Here is a 13,480-nt window from a genome sequence, read left to right as displayed (position 1 = left end):
AAGCGATATAAGAAAATTACGATATGAAAAAAATATGTTTTGCATTCCTTGCTGCTTTGATGGCTATGCCTTCATTTGCAGCAGAGAAACAGATAAGTAGTCCTAATGGCAAGATCGTTGTTACAGTAAAAGATGATGGAGGTACTCCCTCTTATCAGGTAACTTTAGGTGGAGTAGAGTTCATCAAGACCTCTCCATTAGGATTGGTCACAGACGCAAGTGATTTATCTTCTGGGTTGTCGTTGACAGAGAACGGAACAGTAAAGAAGATCAGCGATAGCTATAGTTTGAAAACAATAAAGCGTAGCCATGTCGACTATGAAGCTAATGAGTTGACATGCAGCTTTAAGAAAGAAGATAAAAAGGTGCTTGATATCATATTCCGTGTAAGTGATAATGATGTAGCATTCTGCTATCGAATTTATCCTAAAGGAGAAAGACTCCGTTGTGTAGTCAAAGAAGAAAAATCAAGTTTTGTATTACCAGAAGGTTCTACAAGTTTTCTTTGTCCACAAGCCACTCCGATGCATGGATTTGCAAGTACATCACCAAGTTATGAAACTCCATATACCGTAGATGATGCAATCGGTAAGAATGGATGGGGAGAAGGATATACTTTCCCTTGTCTTTTCAAGAATAGTTCAAAGGGATGGGTCTTGATATCAGAAACTGGTGTTGATGGAAATTATTGTGCAAGTAGACTGATGGGAAAACCTGATGGTACTTATACCATAGGTTTCCCTCAGGTAGGAGAGATGAATGGACAGGGAAGTGTATCTCCGGCTGTAGGCCTTCCTGCAACAACACCATGGAGAACAATAACTCTTGGCACCACATTGAAGCCAATTGTAGAGACGACAGTACCTTTCGACCTTGTAAGTCCTAAGTATGATGCCTCAAGAGATTATCAATATGGTAAGGGAGTTTGGAGTTGGATCATACAGATGGATGGATATACCACCTATCCAGAACAAAAACGATATATCGATTTTGCTGCAGCAATGGGATATAAGACCGTATTGATCGATGCCCTTTGGGATACCCAGATTGGTCGTGACAGTATCGCAGCCTTAGCTCGCTATGGCGCTTCAAAGAATGTATCTCTTTTCTTGTGGTATAATTCCAATGGAGCTTGGAATGATGCTCCACAGGGACCACGTGGCATCATGGATAATGTGATAGCTCGCCGTAAAGAGATGAAGTGGATGCAAAGTATTGGTATACGAGGCATCAAGGTCGACTTCTTCGGTGGTGACAAGCAAGCTATGATGAAGGTATATGAAGAGATACTTTCTGATGCCAATGATTATGGAATAGAATGTATATTCCACGGTTGTACATTGCCACGAGGATGGGAACGTATGTATCCTAACTATGTAGCAAGTGAAGCTGTCCTTGCCAGCGAGAATTTACACTTCGGTCAGGGTAGCTGTGATAATGAGGCCTTCAATGGCTGTCTGCATCCATTTATCCGCAATACCGTGGGAAGCATGGATTTTGGTGGAAGTGCTCTGAACAAACACTATGGCCGTGATAATGTACATGGTACAACCCGAGTAACTTCTGATGTCTATGCGCTGGCTACAGCTGTGTTGTTCCAGAGCGCAGACCAGCATTTCGCATTAGCTCCTAATAATCTTCAGGATGCTCCTAAATGGGCAATGGACTTTATGAAAGAAGTTCCAACGACATGGGATGATATTAAGTTTATTGATGGTTATCCAGGTAAGTATGTCGTGATAGCACGTCGATGTGGTGATAAGTGGTATGTTGCTGGTATCAACGCCCAGAATAAGACATTGAAGAAGGAAATCAATCTCCCGATGTTGGAAGGTGGTAAAAATTATCGTTTGTATTCAGACAACGCAAAGTTGGAAGGCAGTTTGAAGCAAATAAAGATTTCTAAGACCCGAAAGGTTACCGTAACGATCCCGAAGAATGGTGGATGGCTATTAGTGAAGTAATTTAATATGGAAAAAAGATATATGAAACATTTCCTTATCGGAATTTCTGCTCTGTTAGCCTTATCCTCTCCGGTGGAAAGTATGGCAGGATGTAAGGTTGAGCACAAGAAAATGCCTTGTTCTATACTTCCCGGTATCTCAGAACGAGAGTATACGATTTGTCTACCAGATGGTTATGAGAAATCTCAGGAGAAGTATCCTGTTCTGTATCTACTTCATGGAGGTGGATGCTCTAATACAGACTGGGCACAGTTTGGTGGACTTCAACAAGTTGTAGACAGTCTGGTGGCAGCAGGTAAAATGCAGAAAATGATCATCGTTTGTCCGGAGGCAAATCAGGGAGGACGAATGATCTGGTTTAAGGAACCAGAGTGGAAATTTGAGGATTATTTCTTTCATGAGATGATTCCATATATAGAGACGAAATATCGTGTGAATCGTCAGCCAGGGATGCGCTCTGTTGCCGGTTTCTCAATGGGAGGCGGTGGTAGTGTCGGTTATGGCCTCCACCATCCGGAGATGTTTAATGTCGTTTATGCCATGAGTGCATATTTACGTCGCCAACCATTGGATTTCCTTAAGAACGACCCATTGGGAGAATGGAGACAACAAGATGTTGAGCGTAACAATCCTATAAAGATGGTCAACACAGCTAATGATGAACAGGTGAAAAACTGGAGAAGTGTGAAATGGTTCATCGACTGTGGAGATCAGGATTTTACTTTGGACGGAAATATGGACTTTGTGAAATCGTTGCGTGAGAAGCATATTAATTATGAACTTAGAGTTCGTTCCGGAGCACATAACTGGGATTATTGGAAACCAGCCTTGGTAAATGCGTTGCAGTATGTATCGGAGCAGACTCAGAATAGATTTTCTAATCCTGTGCTATGGGCAGATGTGCCTGATCCTGATGTGATAAGAGTAGGCGAGTACTTTTATCTTGTCAGTACGACGATGCATTTGATGCCTGGTGCGCCAATCATGCGATCAAAGGATCTTGTGAACTGGGAAACGATAGGTTATATCTTTGATAAGTTGACAGATTCTCCTAAATATGATATGAAGGAGGGTACTGTATATGGTCGTGGACAATGGGCTACATCTTTGAAATATCATAAGGGCAAGTTCTATGCGCTCTTTGCTCCTAATGATAATCCAGGAGGTGAAACATATATCTATTCAACGAGTAATCCGGCCGGCAAATGGAATCTGGTGTCAAGAATGCGTCATTTCCATGATGCGACATTATTCTTTGATGATGATGACCGCGTGTATGTTATTTATGGAACAGGTCAGATATGTGAGTTGAAATCAGATCTCAGTGGTGTAAAAGAAGGTACTGATGTGAAATTGTTCGAACGTGATTCAGAAGAAAAAGGACTTTTGGAAGGTAGTAGAATGATTAAGCATAATGGTAAGTATTATTTGCTGATGATTTCTTGGACAGCTGGTCACCCACGTCGTGAGGTATGTTTCCGTGCAGACAGTATTCATGGAAAGTATGAGAAGAAGGTCGTCTTGGAAACTTTGTTCGCTGGATTTGGTGGTGTCGGACAAGGTACCATCATAGATACTCCTAAAGGTGACTGGTATGGATTTGTTTTCCAAGACCGTGGTGGTGTAGGTCGTGTTCCGACACTTGAACCTTGTAGATGGGTAGATGGTTGGCCTATTCTAGGGGATGAATTCGGTAATGTGCCAATGATGATGGATAAACCTGTTAAAGGATGTCCTGCAAAAAGTATTATCTCGAGTGATGAATTTGATCAGGATAAGTTGAAGTTAGACTGGCAATGGAATCATAATCCAATAGATGGTGCTTGGTCGCTGACAGAACGCCCAGGGTATCTTCGCTTGAAGACCAGTCGTATCGTTAATAATATCTTCGAGGCTCCTAATACGATTTCTCAGAGAATGGGAGGTCCAATGTGTTCAGGTGTCGTTTGTTTGGATTTGAGCGGTATGAAAGATGGTGATAAGGCAGGTGTTGCAGCCTTCAATGGTGATTCAGGTATATTGACGATTTCTAAGAATGGTAAGAAAAAGATTCTTACCATGAGTGAAGAGTCGGTAAATCTTACGGAGCAAGAAAAAGCCGTTACGGATGTCAAGCAGGTCATCAAAGAGACTGTAAGAATCAAGGGTGATAAAATCTATTTGAAGATTATCGCCGACTTCAATCTTGGTAAGGATATCGCCAACTTCTATTATAGTGTAGATAACAAGGAATGGAAAAAGATAGGAAATGATTATAGAATGATCTTTGATTATCGTCGTTTCTTTATGGGTACACGTTTTGCCATTTTCAATTATGCTACCAAACAGAATGGGGGATATGTAGATGTTGATTTCTTTAGATACAATTAATCATTATATAATGCATAGAAACTCTATACGATGAATACCAGAAAAATATTATCAACACTTCTCCTTGTAGTGGCATTTGGAGTCTGTCATGCGAAAAAGAGTACGAATTTGTTTGTGAAATTGGGATATCCTCCCGATGAGGTATCACGAAAATTAGATCAAGTATTCTATGATGTATTCTATGGTCCCAATAAGGTATACTTTGAAATTGGTGATAGTTTGGGGTATATTAGTGATATAAAGAATGCTGATGTACGAACAGAAGGTATGTCGTATGGGATGATGATTGCGGTAGAACTTAATAAGAAGGATATCTTCGACCGTATTTGGCGCTGGAGCAAAAAGTATATGCAGCATCAGACAGGTCCACGCAAGGGATATTTTGCTTGGAGTTGTAAAGTAGATGGTACACGAAATGCAGAGGGGTCGGCATCGGATGGCGAACTGTATTATATAACCTCTCTTCTTTTTGCTTCAAACCGTTGGGGAGACCATACTGGAATAGATTATAAAAAGGAGGCTCAGAACATCTTGAATTGCTCTTTCGAGAAGAAAGGCAATTCAGGTGTTATGCCTTTGATTGATCGTAAAACGAAACTGATAACATTTACTCCAGACAAGTTTGGTGGTAGATTTACAGACCCATCTTATCATATTCCGGCCTTTTATGAGGTCTGGGCGAAGTATGCAGATGATGGTAGACAGTCTTATTATCTCCAGATGGCGAGTAAGGCAAGAGAATATCTTCATAAGTCGGTAAATCAGATAACGGGGCTTAATCCGGATATAAACAACTATGATGGTAGTCTGCTGGAATTCCGTAATCATAAGATGCAGACTTTCAGATATGATTCTTGGCGTGTTCCTATGAATGTTGCTTTGGATTACGAATGGTCTGGAGTAGATTCTTTGTGGCAGCGCTCTTATGGAGAGAAAATACAAAACTTCTTTTATTCTAAGGGATTAAAGCAGTATGTTGATCAATATAATGTTGATGGTAGTTTGCCTTCCGAAGATGAGATGATTGCTGCTGGGACATTCCCAAAGAAACTTCGACATTCTATAGGACTTGTCGCTACTTTGGCTGCCGCTTCACAGATGTGTGAGCATCAGAAACGCAAAGAGTTTGTTGATGCTCTTTGGAATGCTAAGCATGAAGTGGGACAAGATGGATATTTTGATGCTTATTATGATGGGCTTTTACGTTTGTTTGCCTTTATGCATCTTAGTGGTAACTATGTAATTATTGATAAAAAATAAAAATATGAGGCGCTCTTTTTTTGTATTTCTTGTATTATTAGTTGTTCTGTCTGTTGATGCGATGTCCTTTCCTTTTGGAAAGGGTAGTCTGCAGATTTCTCTATTGACGAATAGGTCTGTTCGATTTAGATACTTAGAAAAAACTAATCCGATATTACCAGATTATGTATATGTCCCTTGTAAAGAACATGTAAGATGTAAAGTTCGTAAGACGAAGTCTGGTGCTAAGATTTCAACTTCAGATATGAACATTTTTATTGATGGGAAGCAAGGTCTCGTTGAAATCTTTGATGATAGAGGAAAACGAGTTTTTTATGCGGACCAGATTAGCTTACAAGCTTCTTCAATCTATTCAGAACCAACTTATATTTCACAATTAAGGATACTGTCTCCTCGGCATGAATATCTTTATGGATTAGGACAATTCCAGGATGGCTATACTAATATAAAGGGGTTGAGCCGAAGGTTGACACAGGTTAATACACAGATATCCATACCAATGTTGATATCTAATTTAGGCTATGGATTGCTATGGAATAACTATGGTTTGACAGAATTTAATCCTGGAGATTCATGTATAAACTTGTATCGCACTAATGGAAATGAAAAAGAGGAGGTCGTTCAAGTTACTTCTACAGAAGGAGGTAAGGAAGAGGTAAGACGTAAGAATGTCTTTAATGGTCAAATAAACATAGATAAAGCAGGAGACTATTCTTTGTTGTTGGACGTTGGTCAGAAGATGGCTAGACGACATCAACTGTCTATCGATGGAAAAGTCGTCATTGATTTAAATAATCTATGGCTTCCACCAACTGCATCTACGATTGTACATTTGACGGCTGGTAAACATGTCATTGATGCAGAATTGGAACAGAATGATAAGCCTGTTGTTTATGTAAAGAGTATCGGAAACCAATCTGATAGGGATAAAGAATATACCATATTCCGTTCTCCGGTAAGCGAAGATGTAGATTTTACGGTCTTTGTCGGTTCTGCAGATCAAATCATTGAGAACTTCCGTACCGTCACAGGACGTGCTCCATTAATGCCGAAGTGGGCATTGGGATATATTCATTGTCGTGAGCGTTTTCATAGTCAGCACGAATTGTTGAATGTTGCAAATACATTCCGTCAGAAAAGTATTCCTGTTGACATGATGGTTCAAGATTGGCAGTATTGGGGAAGATATGGTTGGAATTCAATGCGTTTCGATGAAAAGGATTATCCTAACCCTAAGGTGATGGTTGATAGTCTTCACAATATGAATATGCGCTTGATGGTTTCTGTATGGTCAAAGATAGATCCTAATTCTGAGATAGGTAAGCAAATGGGCCAGAGTGGTTATTATATACCGGGGACACAATGGATAGATTTCTTTAATCCTAAAGCTGCAGAGAGTTATTGGAATAATTTCAGTAAACGTTTGCTGAGGCCGATTGGTATTGATGCTTGGTGGCAAGATGCAACAGAACCAGAGAATGACGATCTTATGGGCCGGATGGTTATGAATGGTAAGTATCATGGTGAGGTCTTTCGAAATGTATATCCACTTTTGGTAAATAAGACTGTTTATGAAGGTTTGCGTAAAGATGATAACCAACGTAGGTCAATGATACTTACTCGTTGTGGATATCCTGGCATTCAACGATATGGAGCTGCCATGTGGAGTGGTGATGTCGGTAACGATTGGAAAACCTTGCATCATCAGATTGTTGCAGGATTGGGAATGGCTGCTTCTGGTATGCCATGGTGGACATTTGATGCCGGTGGTTTCTTCCGACCTTATGATCAATATACGAATCAGGATTATATAGAGCGTATGCTTAGATGGATAGAGGTCGGTGTTTATCTGCCATTGATGCGTGTTCACGGTTATATGAGTGATACAGAGCCATGGCGATATGGTTCCGAAGCTGAGACTATTATCCTTGATAATATAAATTGGCGTTATCGTCTTCTACCTTATATATATAGTAATGCTGCAGAAATAACATATAATGGTTCTACTCTGATGAGGCCTCTTGTCTTTGATTTCTCTGATGATGAAGAGGCTTTGAAACAATCGACAGAATATATGTTTGGTAAATCTTTGTTGGTTTCTCCAATCTTAGAAAAAGGAGTCAAGAAAGCTAAAGTATATTTACCTAAGAATACTTCTGGTTGGTATGACATCAAGACCAATCAGTATTATTCTAGTGCACAATATGTAGATATCCCAGTTGCTAAATCGTATATACCTGTTTTTGCCCGTGCTGGTTCTATCCTTCCTTTAGGACCTAACAGACAATATTCAACGGAGAACTCTGATAAGCCTATGGAAATTCGTATATATCCTGGTGGTGATGCAAAATTCTTATTGTATGATGATGATGGTATGAATTATGATTATGAGAAGGGTGAGTATTCTACGATACTTCTTGAATGGAATGACAGTAATCGTACCTTTGTCATTAATAGGCAAAAAGGAAAATTTGCAAATATGAGACATATTTGCAAATTTATAATTAACTTACCTGATGGGTCTGCTAAAAGCGTTGACTATACGGGTAAACGAGTTTCTATAAAATTTTAAATTAATGCTTTCTTAAAAACATGAAGATTGAAATTAAAACATAGCATGCAATGATAACTGCCCATGCTTCCCAGATACCCAAAACGAAGAACAGTATGATGGAAAGAGCTATGAAGTAATATTTTATTTCATTACCTTTCCATCCCCATTGTTTGAATTTCAAAGCAAACATAGGAAGTTCACTAATCAACAGATAACTACTGATGCATACCATAGCTAATATGATGAATAATGCATATGAGCCATGAATAAGCCATGATGGGTTAGAGACGATTAATGCTCCCCAAAACAAAGCATTGGCAGGAGTAGGCAAGCCAATGAAGCTAGTGGTTTGTCTTTCATCCAAATTGAATTTAGCTAATCTCAATGCAGAAAAAGCAGCCATTACAAATGCAAAGAATGGGATGATGTTTCTGTATGGCTCAAGGAAAGCCGGATATTCTACTACTCCCAATAACCAAAAGACAATTGTTGATGGAGCAAGTCCAAAGGTAATGTCATCGGCCAAAGAGTCTAATTCTTTACCAATTGGTGATGATACCTTTAATAATCTGGCACTCATGCCATCAAAGAAATCAAAAACTGCACCCATGATAATCCAGAAAAGTGCCATCTGGAGATTACCACAAAAGGCGAATGTTGTTGCGATACAGCCAGATACCAGGTTGCAGCACGTAATCGTGTTAGGAATATGTTTTTTAATACTCATTATTTCAATTTAGCAAGAATTGTCTGGTCTCCTGTTGTTGCTTGTCCCATCTTGACACAAACCTCAGAGCCAATAGGAAGATAAACATCAACGCGCGAACCTAGTTTGATAAAACCTAAGTGCTCATCAATATAGCAATCTTCTCCTTCTTTTGCATAAGTTACGATTCGACGGGCAACAGCACCGGCAATCTGACGGCACAGAATGTCTGTTCCATCTTCTGTTGTAATCATAACATCAGCATGTTCGTTCTCTTCACTCGCTTTAGGTAACCACGCTTTGTGATAGTTTCCGTTTTTGTGCTGAACAAATTTGACCTTACCATCTACAGGAAACCAGTTGGCATGTACATTCCAAAGGCTCATAAAGATAGAAATCATTAATCGCTTGTCGTGGAAATATTCATTTTCCTCAACTTCTTCGATAACAACAATCTTTCCATCGGCAGGCGCAACTACCAATTTATTTGTGTTTTCTATATTGATGTATCGGATAGGGCAACGGTAGAAATTCAATACAATGCCGTAGATGGTACCAAAGACGACAACAAAACTCCAGAAAGGAATCTTTGTTTCAAAAAAATACCATAGCAAAGTTGCAATAGCAACAATGCCGATAGCACCACAAACTAACTGCTCAACACCCTCGCGATGTATTCTAATTTTTTTAATTTTCTTTATTCTCTGTCCCATAGTAGGATTTTTACTTCCATTATATCGGTGCAAAGTTAGTCCTTTTTATCGATTTTTGCAAATTTTTCGTTCTATTCTTTTGGTGTTCTCGAAAAATAGACGTAACTTTACATTCCCAAATCACATAATTTTATTATTCACATGGAAGATTTTATACATCTACACGTACATACACATTATTCCATATTAGATGGTCTGTCTAAAATCAATCACCTTGTAGACAAGGCTATAAAAGATGGGATGAAGGGTATGGCTATAACCGATCACGGCGTAATGTTTGGTATCAAAGAATTTGCCGATTATTGCGCTGGAATAAATAAAAAGAGGAAGAAAGAGGGCTTGGAACCTTTTAAACCTATTTTCGGCTGTGAGATGTATGTTGCCCATCATAAGAAAGAAGAAAAGGTCAAAGAGCGTGGTGATATGGGAGGTTACCATCTTATAGTTCTTGCTAAGAATTATAATGGTTATAAAAATCTTATCAAGTTGGTTAGTCGAGCATGGGTTGATGGATATTATATGCGACCTCGTACAGATCGTGAAGATTTGGAAAAGTATCATGAAGATCTCATCGTCTGCTCAGCATGTATCGCAGGTGAAGTTCCTAGTAAAATATTAAAAGGAGATTTGGAGGGAGCAAGGGAAGCTTGTGAATGGTATCATCGTGTCTTCGGTGATGATTATTATCTAGAGTTGCAGCGACATAAGGTTACGGATCCTAGTGTTGTTGCTAATCGTGAAACCTATCCTCTTCAGGAAAAGGCTAATAAGGTTCTTATAGAGTTCGCGAAGGAATACGGTATAAAACTGGTATGCACAAACGATTGTCACTTTGAAGATAAGGAAACAGCAGAGGCTCATGATCACCTTTTATGCTTGTCTACAGGTAAGGATCTTGATGATCCTAACCGAATGCGCTATTCTAAACAAGAATGGTTTAAGACACGAGAGGAGATGAATGAGGTGTTCTCTGATATACCAGAGGCATTGTCAAATACACTTGAGATACTTGATAAGGTGGAGACCTATAGCATAGAGCATGGTCCAATTATGCCATTCTTCCCAATTCCGGAATCTTTCGGAACAGAAGAGGAATGGAGACAAAAGATCTCAGAGCAACAGCTTTATGATGAGTTTACTTCTGATGAGAATGGAGAGAATCAACTTTCGCCGGAGGAAGGTCAGAAAGTGATAGACCGATTGGGAGGATATGATAAAATATATCGAATAAAGTTTGAAGCTGATTATCTCGCGAAGTTGGCATATGATGGTGCCAAAGAAAGATATGGAGACCCTCTTTCTGATAATGTGCGGGAGCATATTAATTTCGAGTTGCATGTAATGAAGACGATGGGTTTCCCGGGCTACTTCCTTATCGTGCAAGACTTTATTAACTCAGCTCGTAAGGAATTAGGAGTGTGGGTAGGTCCAGGTCGTGGATCTGCAGCAGGTTCCGTTGTCGCATATTGCTTGGGAATTACAAAGATAGATCCATTGAAATATGATTTGCTGTTTGAGCGTTTCCTGAATCCGGACCGTGTAAACCTTCCGGATATTGATACCGACTTTGATGATGATGGTCGTGGAAAAGTCTTGCGATGGGTTATGGATAAGTATGGACATGAAAACTGTGCCCATATTATCACGTATGGTACCATGGCAACAAAGAATTCCATTGCAGATGTTGCTCGTGTTGAGAAACTTCCTCTGGATCGTTCCAATTTCTTGAAGAAATCAATACCGGAGCGTTTGCCTGATGGTATGAAGATGAATTTGGCAAATGCGATCAAGTGTACACCAGAATTGCAGGAAGCCGAAGTCTCTACAGATCCTCGTGAGCGTAATACGATTAAATATGCCAAGATGCTGGAAGGAACCATTCGTGGTACAGGTATCCACGCATGTGGCTTTATCATTTGTCGAGATCCTATCAGTAACTGGGTTCCTGTTTCAACAGCTCCAGACCCTGATTTCCCAGAGTTGAAATGTGCTGTTACGCAGTATGACGGGCACGTTATCGAGTCTACAGGATTGATTAAGATGGACTTCCTTGGATTGAAGACTCTCTCAGAGGAAAAGGAAGCCTGCAAAGTTATCAAGGAAACAAGAGGTATAGATGTAGATTTGGATCATATACCTATAGATGACGAATTGACTTATAAACTCTATCAAGAGGGACGAACCATAGGAACATTCCAGTTCGAATCTCCTGGTATGCAGAAATATCTGAAGGAATTACATCCTACAGTTTTTGAGGATTTGATTGCGATGAACGCCTTGTATCGTCCAGGACCTATGGATTATATTCCTGATTTCATTAGACGTAAGCATGATCCATCGCTGGTGACTTATGATATTCCTTGTATGGAGAAATATCTGAAGGATACCTATGGTATTACCGTATATCAGGAGCAAGTGATGTTGCTTAGTCGACAACTAGCAAGTTTTACTCGAGGCGAGAGTGATGCTCTGCGTAAGGCAATGGGTAAGAAGAAGAAAGCTATTGTAGATGCCATGAAACCTAAGTTCCTTAAGCAAGGAGCTGATAACGGACATGATCCTAAGATTCTTGAAAAGATATGGGCGGATTGGGAGAAGTTTGCATCATATGCTTTTAACAAGTCCCATGCCACCTGTTATAGTTGGGTAGCTTATCAGACAGCCTATCTGAAGGCCCACTTCCCAGCAGAATATATGGCTGCTTTGATGACTCGTCGATTCAGTCAGATTACGGAAATCACCAAATTGATGGAAGAATGTCAGAGTCTTAAGATCAAAACACTAGGACCTGATGTAAACGAAAGTAAGTCGCATTTCGGTGTGAACGAAAAGGGAGAAATTCGATTTGGCTTGTCTGCAATCAAAGGAATGGGTACAGGAGCTGCAGAGGCCATAGTGAACGAGAGAGAAAAGCATGGACCATATAAAGATATTTATGATTTTGCGGAACGTGTAGACTTCAGTAATGTAAATAGAAAAGCCTTTGAAAGTCTTGCGTTAAGTGGAGGCTTTGATAGTTTTGGTATTCGAAGAGAGCAATATTTCGGAGTAAATACCAAGGGAGAAGTCTTTTTGGATCAGTTAGTTCGTTATGGACAGAAATACCAACAAGATAAGTTGGAACAGCAAAACTCACTTTTCGGAGCTTTTGATGCAGTGGATATAGCCAAGCCTGTTGTTCCAAAAACTGTAGAAGAGTGGGGAACGATAGAAAAGTTGAATAAAGAGCGTGATTTGGTTGGTATATATCTTTCAGGTCACCCTTTGGATGATTATTCTGTGGTATTGAAGTGTATGTGTAATACACACTGTATGGAATTAGGACGTGATGCCGACAAACAAGCATTGGCAGAGCGTAATGAATTGGTACTTGGAGGAATCATTACAAATGTTAAATCAGGGTTCTCTGCTAAGACTAACAAACCTTATGGCTTTGTGACAATAGAAGATTATGAAGGTCCGGGCGAAATTGCATTATTCGGAGAAGATTGGAGCAATTGGCAAGGACGCCTGAGCGTGGGAAATACTGTATGTATCACGGCAAAGAGTGTACAAAGGTTTAGAAATTCAAATTCATATGAAATCAAAGTACAGAATGTTGAGTTCCTCGATGACATTAAGAATAACAGAATAGAAAAGATCACAATATCAGTAGACAGCAAAGAAATAAATGATACAGTAGTCAATGACTTAAATACGCTATTTGTAGAGAGCCCTGGTCAAACACAAGTATTCATTCAGATAAAATACGACGAGTCGCATACAACAGTGACGCTAAGGTCAAAAGACGTCACCGTGACAGTAGGTAAGACAATCGTGAATTATTTGGAATCCAACCCAGCATTGAATTTTCGTATAAATTAGTATCGCTATTCTTTGCATATTATCAATTTATTAGCTATATTTGCAATAA

7 protein-coding genes are annotated in these 13,480 nt (G+C 39.6%); 5 read left to right on the top strand and 2 right to left on the bottom strand.

Annotated features, from left to right (window positions below):
- The first annotated feature begins 23 nt into the window (after window positions 1-23).
- From K333_RS0105375 to K333_RS0105360, 4 genes are read left to right on the top strand one after another with little or no spacing between them, the layout of a single operon-like run.
- Window positions 24-1,964 carry a glycoside hydrolase family 97 protein gene (locus K333_RS0105375; protein ID WP_027452424.1) on the top strand — a complete coding sequence of 647 codons (1,941 nt, stop codon included), beginning with the start codon at window positions 24-26 and terminating at the stop codon, window positions 1,962-1,964.
- Window positions 1,965-1,970: 6 nt separating this feature from the next.
- Window positions 1,971-4,334, top strand: a complete 2,364-nt coding sequence (locus tag K333_RS13665) for a family 43 glycosylhydrolase (protein ID WP_024989672.1) — start codon at window positions 1,971-1,973, stop codon at window positions 4,332-4,334.
- Window positions 4,335-4,364: 30 nt separating this feature from the next.
- Complete coding sequence (locus tag K333_RS0105365) at window positions 4,365-5,594, top strand: glycosyl hydrolase family 8 (protein WP_024989671.1); 1,230 nt, start codon at window positions 4,365-4,367, stop codon at window positions 5,592-5,594.
- A 4-nt stretch (window positions 5,595-5,598) separates the two neighbouring features.
- Window positions 5,599-8,166 (top strand): glycoside hydrolase family 31 protein, encoded by a 2,568-nt coding sequence (locus K333_RS0105360; RefSeq protein ID WP_027452423.1) that lies wholly within the window; start codon window positions 5,599-5,601, stop codon window positions 8,164-8,166.
- Between the two features lies 1 nt (window position 8,167).
- Here the strand turns inward: K333_RS0105360 and pssA are convergent, their stop codons facing one another.
- Window positions 8,168-8,875, bottom strand: a complete 708-nt coding sequence (gene pssA / locus K333_RS0105355; RefSeq protein ID WP_024989669.1) for a CDP-diacylglycerol--serine O-phosphatidyltransferase — start codon at window positions 8,873-8,875, stop codon at window positions 8,168-8,170.
- A complete protein-coding gene (locus tag K333_RS0105350) occupies window positions 8,875-9,567 on the bottom strand; it encodes a phosphatidylserine decarboxylase family protein (RefSeq protein WP_024989668.1) in 693 nt (230 codons plus the stop codon). Before K333_RS0105350 ends, pssA begins: the two co-directional genes overlap by 1 nt.
- 141 nt (window positions 9,568-9,708) lie before the next feature.
- Between K333_RS0105350 and dnaE the strand changes: the two genes are divergently transcribed.
- Window positions 9,709-13,431 carry a DNA polymerase III subunit alpha gene (gene dnaE / locus K333_RS0105345; RefSeq protein WP_024989667.1) on the top strand — a complete coding sequence of 1,241 codons (3,723 nt, stop codon included), beginning with the start codon at window positions 9,709-9,711 and terminating at the stop codon, window positions 13,429-13,431.
- Window positions 13,432-13,480 lie beyond the last annotated feature (49 nt).

The organism is Segatella albensis DSM 11370 = JCM 12258 (assembly GCF_000426565.1).
Classification (GTDB): Bacteria; Bacteroidota; Bacteroidia; order Bacteroidales; family Bacteroidaceae; genus Prevotella; species Prevotella albensis.
Note: the sequence above shows the minus strand (reverse complement) of the source record. Positions and strands in the feature narration are given on the sequence as shown.